The sequence below is a fragment of the Kribbella sp. NBC_00382 genome, from assembly GCF_036067295.1.
Classification (GTDB): Bacteria; Actinomycetota; Actinomycetes; order Propionibacteriales; family Kribbellaceae; genus Kribbella.
The window spans coordinates 3,844,714-3,859,418 of the sequence record NZ_CP107954.1 but is presented as its reverse complement, the minus strand read 5'-3'; the positions used below and the strand labels follow the sequence as shown (position 1 = coordinate 3,859,418).

The 14,705-nt window shown below is 68.5% G+C and carries 12 protein-coding genes; 2 read left to right on the top strand and 10 right to left on the bottom strand.

Going from position 1 to position 14,705, the window contains the following annotated elements; genetic code table 11:
* Positions 1-3: 3 nt before the first annotated feature.
* From OHA70_RS18885 to OHA70_RS18855, 7 genes are all read right to left on the bottom strand, one after another.
* A complete protein-coding gene (locus OHA70_RS18885; protein WP_328334339.1) occupies positions 4-2,763 on the bottom strand; it encodes an AAA family ATPase in 2,760 nt (919 codons plus the stop codon).
* Between the two features lie 275 nt (positions 2,764-3,038).
* Positions 3,039-4,553 (bottom strand): amino acid permease, encoded by a 1,515-nt coding sequence (locus OHA70_RS18880; protein ID WP_328334337.1) that lies wholly within the window; start codon positions 4,551-4,553, stop codon positions 3,039-3,041.
* 73 nt (positions 4,554-4,626) lie between these two features.
* A complete protein-coding gene (locus tag OHA70_RS18875; RefSeq protein ID WP_328334335.1) occupies positions 4,627-5,343 on the bottom strand; it encodes a FadR/GntR family transcriptional regulator in 717 nt (238 codons plus the stop codon).
* A gap of 31 nt (positions 5,344-5,374) precedes the next feature.
* Positions 5,375-6,151 (bottom strand): 3-oxoacyl-ACP reductase, encoded by a 777-nt coding sequence (locus OHA70_RS18870; protein WP_328334333.1) that lies wholly within the window; start codon positions 6,149-6,151, stop codon positions 5,375-5,377.
* Entirely contained in the window at positions 6,152-7,513 is a 1,362-nt protein-coding gene (locus OHA70_RS18865) for an aldehyde dehydrogenase family protein (RefSeq protein WP_328334331.1), read from the bottom strand.
* Complete coding sequence (locus tag OHA70_RS18860) at positions 7,510-8,235, bottom strand: gamma-glutamyl-gamma-aminobutyrate hydrolase family protein (RefSeq protein ID WP_328334329.1); 726 nt, start codon at positions 8,233-8,235, stop codon at positions 7,510-7,512. The genes OHA70_RS18865 and OHA70_RS18860 overlap by 4 nt, the downstream gene beginning before the upstream one ends.
* On the bottom strand, positions 8,216-9,580 hold the full coding sequence (locus OHA70_RS18855) for a glutamine synthetase family protein (RefSeq protein WP_328334327.1): 1,365 nt from the start codon (positions 9,578-9,580) through the stop codon (positions 8,216-8,218). Before OHA70_RS18855 ends, OHA70_RS18860 begins: the two co-directional genes overlap by 20 nt.
* 211 nt (positions 9,581-9,791) lie before the next feature.
* On the opposite strand from OHA70_RS18855, the gene OHA70_RS18850 reads away from it, so the two are divergent.
* On the top strand, positions 9,792-10,733 hold the full coding sequence (locus OHA70_RS18850; RefSeq protein ID WP_328334326.1) for a zinc metalloprotease: 942 nt from the start codon (positions 9,792-9,794) through the stop codon (positions 10,731-10,733).
* A 33-nt stretch (positions 10,734-10,766) separates the two neighbouring features.
* The gene (locus OHA70_RS18845; protein ID WP_328334324.1) at positions 10,767-11,936 is read left to right on the top strand and encodes a D-alanyl-D-alanine carboxypeptidase family protein; all 1,170 of its coding nucleotides are present in this window, start codon (positions 10,767-10,769) and stop codon (positions 11,934-11,936) included.
* Here OHA70_RS18845 and OHA70_RS18840 read toward each other — a convergent pair.
* The 3 genes from OHA70_RS18840 to trpS are packed head-to-tail and all read right to left on the bottom strand — an operon-like array spanning position 11,933 to position 14,648.
* Positions 11,933-13,042 (bottom strand): YihY/virulence factor BrkB family protein, encoded by a 1,110-nt coding sequence (locus OHA70_RS18840; protein ID WP_328334322.1) that lies wholly within the window; start codon positions 13,040-13,042, stop codon positions 11,933-11,935. The two genes, OHA70_RS18845 and OHA70_RS18840, sit on opposite strands and share 4 nt — an antisense overlap.
* Positions 13,043-13,070: 28 nt before the next feature.
* Positions 13,071-13,583: a 2'-5' RNA ligase family protein gene (locus OHA70_RS18835; protein WP_328334320.1), complete on the bottom strand. Its 513-nt coding sequence runs from the start codon at positions 13,581-13,583 to the stop codon at positions 13,071-13,073.
* The gene (gene trpS, locus OHA70_RS18830) at positions 13,584-14,648 is read right to left on the bottom strand and encodes a tryptophan--tRNA ligase (protein WP_328334319.1); all 1,065 of its coding nucleotides are present in this window, start codon (positions 14,646-14,648) and stop codon (positions 13,584-13,586) included. It lies immediately after the preceding gene.
* Between the last annotated feature and the right edge of the window lie 57 nt (positions 14,649-14,705).

The following is a 14,705-nucleotide window of genomic DNA, read 5'->3' as shown; positions in this document are numbered from 1 at the left end:
TGACTAGTGTCCGTTGCGGTCCACAGTGCGGAGCAGTTGGGTGCGGTTGGCGACGCCGAAGCGGCGGTACAGCCTGGTCAGCTGGGACTCGACGGCCTTGACGCTCAGGTAGAGCGCCGCCGCGATCTCGCGGTTGGTGGAGCCGTCCCGGACCATGGCGACGATCTGCAGCTCGTTGTCGGTCAGCTCGGACGGCTGCCGGCTCCGGCTCGGTACGTCGAGCCGCGCAAGCTCTGTCTCGGCCACCTCACGCCAGGCCGGTGCACCGTACGCCTCGAACTGCTCGATCGCGTCCAGGAAGGCAGTCCGTGCCACCGACCGGCGGCGAGCCTGCCGAGCCACCCGGCCGCGGGTCAGCTCGCAGCGGGCCAGGTCGAGCGGGTAGATGTTGTCCCCCGCCGTCGTGATCGTCTTCTCCAGCAGCTCCAGTGCCGCAGCCGGGTCGCCCTGCTTGGCGATCAGCAGCGCCTCGGAGCGCGCCAGCCCGACCAGCACGACCGACCGGTCGAGGGTGTCGGCCCGCTCCCGGATCTCCGCGATCAGGGCCGCCGCGTCATCCAGCCGGCCCGCTGCGACCAATGCCTCGGCATAGTCCGCGTGCCACGGGATGATGGCCGGGTCGTACGGCATGGCCGCCTCACCCTGGTCAGCGATCGCATCGAAGGCTTCGACCGCGCGCTGCGGGTCGCCCATCAGTACGCCGATGATGCCGACGCCCGTGAGCGCCGGACCGGTCCACTCCTCGTTGCCGACCAGCTTGCAGCCTTCGAGTGCCGCATCGGCCAGCTCCCGCGCCATCGTGGCAGTACCGCCCGCCCACTCGGCACGGCAAGCGACCACCAGCCCGACCTCAGGCTCGTCGCCCAGATCCTGCATCAGCTGGTAGCACTCATGCCCGGTGACCAGTGCGTCGGAACCGCGGCCACTGCGCTCGTAGATGGCCGTCGCGGAGATCAGCGTCGAGGCCAGCCAGCGGACCGCGCCCGCCTCCCGTACCTCGTCGACCAGCGCGCTGATCTGCTCGATCGCCGCACTCGTCCGGCCCCCGAACAGCTCGCGCATCGCCGCCATCTGCCGGGCATTCACCACGGCCATGGACAGCGGCAGCCCGCGGGACAGCTCAGCCGCCTGTTCCAGCAGGGCATCCGCCGAGCCGTGCTCGCCGCCACGATTCATCTGGACATTCCCGGCCGCGCTCAGCGCCTCGACCAGGATCTCGGTGTCGCCGCACTCACGAGCGAGCCTCTCGGCCGCCTCGGCATCGGCCTGGGCGTCGTCGAGCCGGCGGTCGAAGTACGCGCTGTTGCTGCGCAGGATCCGCACCCGTGCCTCGAGCTGCGGGTCACCCACCGCAGCCTCAAAGGCCTCCGCGAGCAGGGCGAGCCGATGCTCCCGCTCAGGCCAAGCAGCATCCACCAGCAGCAACAACGCCGCCACCTTGGTGTGAGGACGACTAGCAGCCTGTACTGCGAGCCGCGCCATCTCGGCCGACTCGACCAGGTGCCCGGCCGCAGCGGCCGCGTCTGCCGCACTAGTCAGCCGTGCGGCCCGGTCGTCTTGCTCGTCGGCCGGTGTGCGCTCAGCAGCGAGACGCCAGAGCGTCGCGGCAGCTCCGAGAGCACCCCGGCCGCCCGCGACGACAGCGGCCGCCTCGATCGTCGCAGCGAGATCGGTATCGGCCTCCTGCGTCGCCAGTGCCCGGTGAGTCGCGTTCTCGACCGGCTCGTCCACCACTGCGGCCAGCTGGGCGTGTGCTTGCCTCCGGGCGGCAGAGGTCGCCTCGGCGTACACGAACTCGCGCAGCAGCGGGTGGGTGAAGCGCAGGCGCTCGGACGACACGTCGACCAGGCCTAGCCCTTCCGCCTCGGCAAGCTCGACGTCGACCGAGCGGCTGAGTGACTGGGCCAGCTGGCTGGTCGTCGGGCGCGGTGAGGACGCTGCGTGCAACAGGAGCTCGTACGTCGGCGGGGTGAGGTCGGCGAGCCGGTCTCCCAGCAGGGTCTTCAGCCGGCTCGACACCGGGAGCGGGTCGTTCGGCGAGACGCCCTGCGGGTGGCGCAGGATGGCCCGGCCGAGCTCCAGCGCCATGAACGGGTTGCCGGCGCTCGCGGTGAAGATGCGACGCGCAGTACGGACTGGGAGTGGGCTGGAGAGCCTGTTGCGGAGCAGCGCCAGTACGTCGGGCTCGGCTAGTGGTGGGACCTCTAGCTGCAGCACCGGCTCGGGGCAGGCCTCGGCCATCACTGGGAGGTCGCCGTCGGCAACCTGCTCCGTGGCGAGCATATGGACGCCCTCGGTCAGGCGGCGAGCGCAGAAGGTCAGCACCTCGAGGCTGGACGGGTCGACCCATTGGATGTCGTCGACAACCAAGAGGACCGGGCCGGAGGCCGCCAGGCGGCGTAGTACGTGCAGTACTGCGAGGCGCACGGCCAGCTCGTCGCGGACGGTGTCGGGGGCGCTCGCTTTGAGCAGTGCCACCTCAAGCGGCTGGCGGAGGTGGTCCGGCAGTACTTGCCAGGCGAGCTCGAGCTGGTTGGAGAGGAGATCGAGGAGCGTGACGTACGGGAGGCCGGCCTCGCTCTGGGAGGGGGCGGCGCTCAGCACGCGACAGCCGGCCCGGGCCCGTTCAGCGACCAGCGCCCGGCCGGTGGCGGACTTGCCGATCCCGGTCGGGCCGTAGAGCAGCACGCTGCCACTGGTCTCGAGCTGCTTCCTCGCACGCTCGACCAGTCCGGCGCGCCCGACCAGCTCGTCGTCAGTCATCGATCCACATTCTCCCCGAAGGATTACATTCGCCGACATCACAGTCGAGTGCCAATGGACACGGCGAGTGTCACATATGGAGAACGCCCGGCCATCAGCTCGTCACCTGGCTGTTCATCGACGATTTCAGCACACTCTTGCGCACTTCCCCGGCGTGTCGGGCAAAACTCACCGAAAAAACGCCCTGGCACACCAGTGCCCCGACACACCCCCGTCACCCCCGACACGCCAGCCGCCCGGCTCCCTTGGGGAACCGGGCGGCGATCAGCTGGTGGTCAGATCGATTCGAGGTCGCGTTCGATGGCGGCCAGCTCCTCTTCGGAGCCCTGGACCTTGGGGCCGGTGAACCACTTGCGGGCCGAGACCAGCCACCAGATGCCGGCGAAGCCGAGGACGACCAGGACGGCGATCGGGGTGTAGTTGAAGTTGCCCTTGGCGACCGGGCTGACCGTCGGGAGCATGAACAGGATCGTGATGAAGATGACCCAGGCGACCGCGATGATGCCGATCGGCCGGCTCCAGCGGCCCAGGTGCCACGGCCCGGGCTCGAACCGATCGCCCTGCAGCAACCGCAGGAAGGTCGGCATCACGTAGGCGATGTAGAGCCCGATGACCGCGATCGAGGTGACCGCGGCGTACGCCGTCGCGTTCCACAGGTACGGCAGGCCGAGCAGGAAGGCGCCGCCGCCGGCCAGCCAGATCGCGTTGGTGGGCGTCCGGGTCTTCGGGTTGATCTTGTGCCAGAACGACGAGGCCGGCAGCGCGCCGTCGCGGGAGAAGGCGTAGATCATCCGCGAGTTGGCCGTCATCGACGACATCCCGCAGAACAGCTGGGCGCCGACCACGACGAGCAGCAGGATCTTGCCGAGCGAGGCGCCGACCGCGTCGATGAAGATCTGCGCGGGCGGTACGCCGGTATCGCTGCCGAGCGCGCCGTCGTAGCTCTGGATCGCGAACGTCAGGCCGATCAGCAGCACCCAGCCGGCCACCAGCGAGACCAGGATCGACATCACGATGCCGCGCGGGCCGGAACGGGCGGCGTCGTGGGTCTCCTCGGTCATGTGCGCGGACGCGTCGTACCCGGTGAAGGTGTACTGCGCGAGCAGCAGGCCGAGCAGCGCGACGTAGAAGGTCGAGCCCCAGCCGGTGTTGTTGACGAAGTGACCGAAGACGAAGCCGGCCGACTGGTGATGGTCCGGCACGAAGGCGAGGATCGCAACGATGAAGACGACGCCGATGATGTGCCACCAGACGCTGATGTCGTTGAGCCGGGCGACCAGCTTCACGCCGACCGAGTTCAGCAGCGCGTGCACGAGCAGGATGCAGCCGAACAGCAGGATCGTGTGCCCGGGCGTCGCGCTGAAGCCGAACTGCAGGTCCAGCAACGCGTTCAGGAAGAAGGCCGCGCCGAAGTCGATGCCGGCGGTAACGGCGACCTGGCCGAGGAAGTTGAACCAGCCGGTGAACCAGGACCAGGCGGCCCCGTTGGACGGCGCGAGCTTGGCCGACCAGTAGTACAGGCCGCCCGCGGTCGGGAAGCTCGAGCAGACCTCGGCCATCGCGAGCCCGACCAGCAGCGTCATCACCCCGACGATCGGCCAGCCCCAGACGATCATCACCGGGCCGCCGGTGTTCATCCCGAAGCCGTACAGGGTCAGGCAGCCGGACAGGATCGAGATGATCGTGAACGAGACGGCGAAGTTCGAGAACCCCGACATCGTTCTGGACAGCTCCTGGGCGTAGCCCAGCTGGTGCAGGCGTTTTTCGTCGTCGGTCAGGTCGTTGCTCACGAGTGCCTCCCAATGGTCTTCAGACAGACCTTTGGGGACCATTGAGACATGTGCCACACCCGGTGTCAAGGAATCAGGTGAGGAAGCCGCGCAACAGTGCCGCCGTGCCGGACAGGTGCTCCTGCATCGCCTGCCGGGCGACGGCCGGATCACCGGCCAGGATCGCCTCGACGATCGCCGCGTGCTGGTCGTTGGAGTGCTCCAGATTGACCGCCAGCAAGGGAATCGCGTCGAGCAGCTCGTTCAGCCGCATCCGGACGTCAGCCGTGGCAGAGGTCAGCGAGGGCGACCCACTGACCTCCGCGATCGCCAGGTGCAGGCGCGAATCCATCCGGCGATAGTCGGCCAGCTTGGCCGATGACGTCTCCGCCAGGCAGCTGCGCAGATGGTCGATCTCCGCGTCGGTCAGGTCGCGTGACGCTGCCGCTTCGGCCGCACCTGTCTCCAGCGCGGAGCGGAGTACGAGTGCGTCGTCGACGTCGGCGCCTTGCTCGCGGGTCAGTTGCTTCACGCTGGTACGCCGTACCTTCGGCAACCGCTCATTGACGAAGGTCCCGCCATACCGGCCGCGGCGGGACTCGACGTAGCCGGAGTCGGTGAGCGCCTTGATCGCCTCGCGCAGGGTCTCCCGGCTGACGTTCAGCCGGGCCGCCAGGTCGCGCTCGGCAGGCAGCCGCTCCCCCGGACCGACCACCCCGAGTTTGATTGCCTGCAGCAACCGTTCGACCGTCTCCTCGAACGGGTTGCCGGCCCGTACCGGCCGGAACACCGCTTCGTCCGCAGTTGCCACTGCGCCACCTCCCCGTTGGTCCTGCCCAAGGTTAGAGCGGAGTCACATACGCGCCCGAGATGCCTCCGTCGACGAGGAACGTGTTGGCGGTGATGAACGACGAGTCGTCGCTGGCCAGGAAGGCGACCGCGGCCGCGATCTCCTCCGGCTCACCGAACCGGCCCATCGGTACGTGCACCAGGCGACGGTTGGCCCGCTCCTCGTCCTTGGCGAACAGCTCCTTCAGCAATGGCGTGTTGACCGGGCCGGGGCACAGCGCATTGACCCGGATGCCCTGGCGCGCGAACTCGACGCCGAGTTCGCGGCTCATCGCGAGTACGCCGCCCTTCGAAGCGGAGTACGAGATCTGCGAGGTGGCGGCGCCCATCACGGCGACGAACGAGGCGGTGTTGATGATGGAGCCCTTGCCCTGACGCTGCATGTAGGGGATGACGTGCTTGCAGCACAGGTACACCGAGGTCAGGTTGACCTCCTGCACCTTGCGCCACGCCTCCAGCCCGGTCTCCAGGATCGAGCCGTCCTCGGGGGGCGAGATGCCGGCGTTGTTGAAGGCGATGTCGACGCTGCCGTAGATGTCGAAGGCTTGCTTGAAGAGGTTCTCGACGTCGGTGTCGCTGGTGACATCGGTCTGCACGTACAAGCCGCCGACTTCGTCCGCGGTCGCCTTGCCGGCCGCGGGATCGACGTCGCCGACCACCACCTTGGCGCCCTCGGCGGCCAGCCGGCGTACCGAGGCCAGGCCGATCCCGCTCGCGCCGCCGGTGACGACCGCGACCCGGTCCTCCAGCCTGTTTGCCTTGACGTCCATTCAGTCCTCCGTGCTGATGAAGATGTTCTTGGTCTCGGTGAACGCGTCCAGCGCGTCCGGCCCGAGCTCGCGACCGAGCCCGGATTGCTTGTAGCCGCCGAACGGCGTGGAGTAGCGCACCGACGAGTGCGAGTTGACCGACAGGTTGCCCGCCTCGACCCCGCGCCCGACCCGCAGCGCCCGGCCGACGTCCCGGGTCCAGATCGACCCGGACAGCCCGTACTCCGAGTCGTTGGCGATCCGGACCGCATCGGCCTCGTCCTCGAACGGGATCACCGCGACGACCGGCCCGAAGATCTCCTCCCGGGCCGCCCGATCGCTCGGGTCGACCGGCGCGAGCACGGTCGGCGGGAACCAGTACCCCGGCCCTGCAGGCGCAGTACCGCGAAAGGCAACCGTCGCCTCGTCAGCCACGTACCCAGCGACGCGTTCCACCTGCCGCGCGGAAATCAACGGGCCCATCTCCGTCTGGGGATCGCCCGGATCCCCAACCCGAACACCCTTCACAGCAGGCTCGAGCAGCTCCATGAAGCGGTCGTACGCCTTCCGCTCGACCAGGATCCGCGACCGCGCGCAACAGTCCTGCCCCGCGTTGTCGAACACCCCGTACGGCGCCTGCGCGGCCGCCTTCTCCAGATCCGAGTCGGCGAAGACGATGTTGGCCGACTTGCCGCCGAGCTCGAGCGTCACGCGCTTCACCTGCTCGGCGCAGCCGGCCATGATCTGCTTGCCGACCCCGGTCGATCCGGTGAAGACGACCTTGCGTACCGCCGGGTGTGTGACGAACCGCTGGCCGACCACTGTTCCGGCGCCGGGGACGATCTCCAGCACTCCCGGCGGCAGCCCCGCCTCCAACGCCAGCTCACCGATGCGCACGGCAGTCAACGGCGTCAGCTCGGCCGGCTTGAGCACGACGGTGTTGCCGGCCGCCAGCGCGGGCGCGAAACCCCAGCCCGCGATCGGCATCGGGAAGTTCCACGGCACGATGATGCCGACCACACCGAGCGGCTCGTGGAAGGTGAGATCGATGCCCCCGGCAACGGGAATCTGCTTGCCGAACAGTCGCTCGGGTGCCGCGCTGTAGTAGTTGAGCACGTCCCGCACATTGCCGGCTTCCCAGCGAGCGTTGCTGATCGTGTGCCCCGCGTTCTCAACCTCCAACGCGGCAAGGTTCTCCAGATCCGCATCGACCGCGTCGGCGAACCTGCGCAGCAACCGGCCCCGATCGGCGGGCGCCACCGCACGCCAGGTGGTGAACGCCTCAGCGGCCCGGGCGATCGCGGCGTCGGTGTCCTCGACCGAGGCGAGCTCGATGCTGCGGACGACCTTCTCGGTCGCGGGGTTGATCACGTCGTGCGTCACCGGCGCGTACTCCTTTTCTTGCCTTCAGCAACGAGTGCGGCGAACAGCCGCAGGTCTTCGGGGTTCTCCTCGGGATGCCACTGGACCCCGAGCGCGAAATCCTTGCCGTCGACCTCGGCGGCCTCGACCGTGCCGTCACCGGACCGGGCGGTGACGCGGAGGGCATCAGCGACGACGTCGAGCGCTTGGTGGTGGTAGCAGTGCACGGTCGTGCGGTCGCCGAAAAGGCTTGCCAGCTTGGTGTCCGGCTCGACCTTGACGTCGGTACGGCCGAAGATCGCGGGTGAGGGCCGGTGCTCGTCGTGGGCTACCGCATCGGGCAGATGCTGCTCCAGGGTGCCGCCGAGCGTTACGTTGAGCATCTGCAGTCCGCGGCAGATCGCGAGCAGCGGGAGGTTCGCGTCGAGGGCCGCCTTGATCAGGATCGACTCATGCTCGTCACGGCCGGGCCGAGTGTCGACGGTCTCGGGGTGTGGCGCAGCGTCGTACGAGGCAGGATCGACGTCGCAGCCGCCCGCGATGATCAGGCCGTCGAGGATGTCGAGGATCGACGGGTCCGTACCGACGGGTGGGAGCAGGATCGGTACGCCGCCCGCCGCGACCACCGAGTCGAGGTAGACGCGTGGCAACAGAGCGGCGTCGCGGTGCCAGACTCCCCAGATGATCGGCTCGAGGTAGGTGGTGATGCCGATCCGCGGCCGGTCAGAGTCGTTCGAAGCCACGGATCCGCTCCCAGTCGGTCACCGCCGCGTCGTAGGCATCCAGCTCGACCCGGGCGGCGTTCAGGTAGTGGTCGACGACCTCGTCGCCGAAGGCTTCGCGGGCGATCTTCGAGCCGCCGAAGAGGGCGGCCGCCTCGCGCAGCGTCGTCGGTACGTGCGGCTTGTCGGAGGTGTAGGCGTTGCCCTCCAGCATCGGCTCCATCTCGAGTTCGTTCTCGATGCCGTGCAGGCCGGCCGCGATCAGGGCCGCGACGGCGAGGTACGGGTTCACATCGCCACCTGGCAGGCGGTTCTCCACGCGTAAGGACTCGCCGTGGCCGACCACCCGCAGCGAGCAGGTGCGGTTGTCGATGCCCCAGGCCACGGCGGTCGGCGCGAAACTGCCGGCCACGAACCGCTTGTAAGAGTTGATGTTCGGCGCGAGGAGATAAGTGAACTCCTCCAGGCACGCGAGCTGGCCGGCGATGAACTGCTCCATCAGATCGGAGAAGCCGTACTCGTTGTCGCCCGCGAGGACCGCAGTACCGTCGTCGCTGCGGAAGCTCAGGTGGATGTGGCAGGAGTTGCCCTCGCGCTCGTCGAACTTCGCCATGAAGGTCAGGCTCTTGCCGTGTTTGACCGCGATCTCCTTGGCGCCGCTCTTGTAGATCGAGTGGTTGTCGCAGGTCGCCAGCGCCTCGTCGTACCGGAAGGCGATCTCGTGCTGGCCGAGGTTGCACTCGCCCTTGGCGGATTCGACGTACAGGCCGGCGCCCTCCATCGAGATGCGGATGTCGCGTAGCAGCGGCTCGATCCGGGCGGTGCCGAGCAGGGAGTAGTCGACGTTGTACTGGTTGGCCGGGTCGAGGTCCTTGTAGGTCCTGGTCCAGGCCTGCTCGAAGGTGTCGTTGAAGACGATGAACTCGAGTTCGGTGCCGACGTACGCCTTGAGGCCGCGCTGGGCGAGCCGGTCGAGCTGCTTCTTCAGGATCTGCCGCGGCGACGCGGGCATCGGAGTCTTGTCGAGCCACTGGACGTCACACAGCACCAGCGCGGTGCCTTCGAGCCAGGGCAGCAGCCGCAGGGTGTCGAGATCGGGCGCCATCAGCAGGTCGCCGTAGCCGCGCTCCCACGACGACATCTCGTAGCCGTCGACGGTGTTCATGTCGACGTCCACGGCCAGCAGGTAGTTGCAGCCCTCGGTACCGTGCGCGAGCACCTCTTCGACGAAGTACCGGGCGCCACAGCGCTTACCCTGCAGCCGTCCCTGCATGTCGGTGATCGCGACCAGCACGGTATCGATCCGGCCGGCTCCGACCTGGTCCCGGAGTTCCTGCACGGTCAACTTGCCGTTCCTAGAGCTCACGGTCACTCCCGACGGGTTCTATTGGTCTGCTGTCAGTCCATTGACGCAAGCCCGGCCGCCAATGTCAATGTCGGTGCGCGCGGCGGCGTACCGGCGCAGTACTGCCGTGACACCTATCTGACAGGGAACGGCTTCTCAGTTCGCGGGATGACACTCAAAATCGGCTGATCCGGCCGCCCGCCCCGCGGCCCATGATCCGAGGAGCGCTTCTATGCGATCTCTCATCACCCGCCCCCGCGTACTGGCCGTGATGCTGGCCGGTACCGCACTCGCCTTCAGCCCGCTCGGTGGCCAGGCCACCGCGAAGCTGCCGGCGGACCAGTTGACCAACCCGTGTTTCCAGCCGGCCGCCGGGCCGTCCGCGCGTGGCGGCTTCGGCGCCGACACCCGTGAACTGTCGGCCGCCGAGCAGAAGGCGATCGACGCGAAGACCGCACAGCTGGTCGCCGCCAAGCAGGCCCGTGGCCTCGCGCCGAAGGCCGGCAAGCTCGCCGCCGCCAGCGTGCCGGTCTACATCCACGTGATGCGCAGCAGCACCGGTGCCGGCGACGTCACCGCGACCCAGATCAACCAGCAGATCGCCGAGCTGAACCAGGACTTCGCCGGTGGCGAGTCGTCGGCCGCGGCGAACACCGGGTTCACGTTCTACCTGGCCGGTACGGACCGGTTCAACAACAACACCTGGCACACCGACGGCCAGAGCACGACGTACCGGGCGCAGACCCGCAAGGGTGGCAAGAACGCGCTCAACATCTGGCTGGTCGACTTCTCCTACCTCGGGATCGCGACCTTCCCGTGGGACTACGCGAGCAACCCGTCGATCGACGGCATCCGGGTGCAGTACAGCTCGCTGCCCGGTGGTTCGGCGACCAACTTCAACCTCGGCAAGACCGCCTCGCACGAGGCCGGCCACTGGTTCGGGCTGTACCACACCTTCCAGGGTGGTTGCACGAGCACGAACGACTCGGTGTCCGACACGCCCGCCCAGAGCAGCGCCAGCTCCGGCTGCCCGACCGGCCGCGACTCCTGCTCACTGTCCGGCCTGGACCCGATCCACAACTACATGGACTACTCCTACGACTCCTGCTACAACCAGTTCACTCCGGGCCAGAGCACCCGGATCAGCAACGCCTGGACTGCCTACCGCGCGTGACTCATGCCCCATCGGGCGTCTAGAGTGCCGCCGATGCGTGTCCTCCTGACGGCCTGGGCCACCGCGGTAGCCTCCACGGCTCTCGCGGTGGCCGGTCCTCTTGCTGCGAACGCCGCCGGCCAGGGTCTCAACACCCCGGTCGGCGGCGACCAGCTGACCACGGAGCCGACGGTGGTCGCCGATGGGGCGACGCCGCCGGCCGTGCAGGCGTCGGCGTACGTGATCGCCGATGTGGACACCGGCGACGTATTGGCCGCCAAGGCGCCGCACGCCAAGCTCCGGCCGGCCAGCACGCTCAAGACGCTCACCGCGCTGGTACTGCTCCCGCGGCTCAACAAGAGCGACCAGGTGATCGGCAGCGACGAGGACGCCGGCATCATCGGGAGCAAGGTCGGGGTCTACCCCGGACTCCGCTATTCGGTCGATCTGCTGTTCCAGGGGATGTTCCTGGCGTCCGGCAACGACGCGGTCCACGCGTTGGTGTCTCACGACGAGGGCGGCGTACCGGGGACGATCCAGCGGATGAACAAGAAGGCCGCCGAGATCGGGGCGCTGGACACGCATGTGACCGACCCGACCGGGCTGGACGCGGATGGGCAGTACTCGAGCGCGTACGACCTGGCGCTGTTCGCCCAGGCGGGGCTCGCTCGGCCGGACTTCGCGAAGTATGCGTCGACGAAGTACACGACCTTCCCGCTGGCGAAGAAGGGCGGCAGCTACCAGGTCGCGAACCAGAACAAGCTGCTGTTCAACTACGACGGCGCGCTGGGTGTGAAGACCGGCTACACGACGCTGGCCCGGAACACGTTCGTCGGCGCGGCCCGGCGGAACGGCCACACGCTGGTCGTCACGATGATGAACGCGCCGCACGGCATCACCCAGGACGCCAGCAACCTGCTCGACTGGGCCTTCAAGTCGTACTCCGCCCTGTCGCCGGTCGGCACCCTGGTCAAGCCGGTCGCCGCCGCGCCACCCAAGACGGCCGAGGGCCCGGGCCCGAACACCTCCAAGAAGGCCTCAGCCCTCCCACCCCGGCGCACCCGCGCCACCCTGGTAGCAGCCGAGATAGCCCAGTCGATCGCCTACAAGGTCCCCGTCTGGGCCTACGCGGCCCCGCCCATCCTGCTGCTCCCCCTCTTCCTCCGCCGCCCCAAGGCCCTCAGGGCCAGGGCGAAGGCTGCAGCGAAGGCCAGACGGCACTAGCGCTTGAGGGAGCGGGTCGCTCTGGCTAGCTGGACGGCTATGGCTGTGGCGGTGACGCCTAGGACGGCGCCGGCGGCTACTGCGACCGTGTCGGCCTTGCGGGCTGGGATGGGGACGACCTTGTACTTCTTGCCGGGTGGACCGGGGAGGAGGCCGTCGGGGTCAGCAGTGCGGGCTGCGGTTGCGTACGGCGTACTGGCTTCGGTTTCGAAGGGCATGGCGGCTCGGGCCGCTTCCTCGGCCTCGCCGGTGTGCCAGCGGTGGTCGAGGGTGGCTTCCTTGGTCCAGGCGGCGATCAGCATGATCACCCGGGTCATCAGGTAGATCCAGACCAGCAGCGCCAACGGGAGCGCCAGGGTCCCGTACGCCGCGTTGTTGCCGATCACGTTGTTGACGTAGCCGTTGCCCAGCTTCTGCGCGAGGTAGAACACCACTCCACCGGCCACGGCGGCGATCAGGGCCACCTTGCGCGGCAGGATGATCCGCGGCATCGCCGTCTGGAGGTACAGGAAGAGCACGGAGCCGGCCGCGATCCCGACCACGATACTGATCAGGTCGAGACCCCAGTTGGCGAACCAGGTGCCCTCCAGGCCGGTCCAGTCCATGATCCGGCGGGACAGGCCGGTCAGGACCGACGAGGCGCCGGTTGCGACGGCGCCGATCACGCCGAGTCCGACCAGCGCCCCCAGGTCCGCCAGCTTCAGCTTGATCGCGTTGCCGGGCTGGTCGTCGAGCTCGTGCATGGAGCGGATCGAGGCGCGCAGGGAGTCGATCCAGCCGAGACCGGTGAGCAGCAGCGAGGCGGCCGAGATCAGGCCGATCGTGCCGGCGTTGTTGATCAGCGAGTCCAGGTCGATCTTGTCGCCGATCCCGGGCAGGTTCGTCTTGAGCCCGTCCTTCAGCCGGGTGACGGCGTCCTTGTTCAGCAGCTTGCCGGTCACCGCCGCCGCCAGCACGATCAGCGGGAACATCGACAGGAAGCCGAAGAAACTCGTTGCCCCGGCCAACCGGTTGCCACGCCGATCGCCGTACCGCTTCCAGGCGCGCCACAACTGCGTCCGGCCGAAGCGTGCCCACACTGCCTTGGCCCGATCCATGATCCCCATGCGACTCCTGTACCCCGGGTAAGAAGTCCTACCCTGCCAGCGGGAACGACCGCTGCGGCCGCCACACGCCGTCGGCGCCGTGCTCGTACCGGCTGAAGGCTGCCACGTCGAAGGCCACGTCGTACTCCGACAACGCGTCGTACGCGCGGTCCAGGGCGTCCTTCTCCAGGTCGTGGGCCACCGTCACGTGCGGGTGGTACGGGAATCGCAGCGCGACCTCCAACGGGCCGGAGCGGACCTGCGACTGCAGCACCTCACACGACGAGATCCCCTCGGCCAGCGGCACGAACACCACCGGCGAGATCGGCCGGAAGGTCGCCGTACCGCGCAGCCGGATCCGGAAGCTCGGGAACCGGGCCGCCACCGCCAGCAGGTGCTCGTCGATCACGGCCAGATCCTCGTCGGGCACGTCCGTCGGCGGCAGCAGCGTGACGTGGGTCGGGATCGAGGCCGCCATCGGATCGCCGAACTCGGCCCGGTACTTCTGCAGCTCGGTGCCGTACGGTTCCGCGATCGGAATCGCCACACCGATCGTCGCCATCTACCGGCCCTGCACTGGACCGGGCACGAAGCCGAGCCGGTCGTAGACCCGCTGCAGGGTCGGCTCGGTCACCGCCCGGGCGCGCTCGGCGCCGGCGGCCAGGATCGAGTCCAGCTGGGCCTTGTCGTCCAGGTATTCCAGCGTCTTCTCCCGGAACGGGGTGACGAACTCGACCACCTGCTCGGCCAGGTCCTTCTTGAAGTCGCCGTAGCCGCGGCCGGCGTACTCGTCCTCCAGTTCAGAGATCTTCTTGCCGCTGAGGGCGGAGTAGATGGTCAGCAGGTTCGCGACGCCGGCCTTGTTCTCCGGGTCGAAGACCACGTCGCGACCTGAATCCGTGACGGCGGACCGGATCTTCTTCGCGCTCACCTTGGGGTCGTCGAGCAGCTCGATGATGCCGGCCGGCGACGAGGCCGACTTGCTCATCTTCGCGGTCGGCTCCTGCAGGTCGGAGATCTTCGCGGTCTCCTTGACGATGTACGGCTCGGGCAGCCGGAAGGTCTTGCCGAACCGGTGGTTGAACCGCTGCGCCAGGTCGCGGGTCAGCTCCAGGTGCTGGCGCTGGTCCTCGCCGACCGGGACCCGGTCGGCCTGGTAGATCAGGATGTCCGCGGCCTGCAGAATCGGGTAGGTGAACAGCCCGACGGTGGCCCGGTCCGCGCCGCCCTTGGCGGACTTGTCCTTGAACTGGGTCATCCGGCTGGCCTCGCCGAAGCCGGTGATGCAGCCGAGCACCCAGCCCAGCTGGGCGTGCTCGGGCACGTGCGACTGGACGAACAGCGTCGACCGCTCCGGGTCGATCCCGGCGGCCAGCAGCTGCGCGGCCGACCGGCGGGTGCGCTCCCGCAGTACCTTCGGGTCGTACTCGACCGTGATCGCGTGCAGGTCGACCACGCAGTAGAACGCGTCGTGGTCCTCCTGCAGCGCCACCCACTGGCGGACCGCGCCCAGGTAGTTGCCGAAGTGGAAGGAATCCGCGGTCGGCTGGATACCGGAGAGCACGCGCGGGCGTCGCTCGGATCCGGCGGCCTGCACAGGGGTGTCCCCAGGGACGGCTGCTGACATGCGCCCGATTCTGCCAGCGCCCGGGCTCTCTGCCACACCCGGGCGGGTTTCACTTCG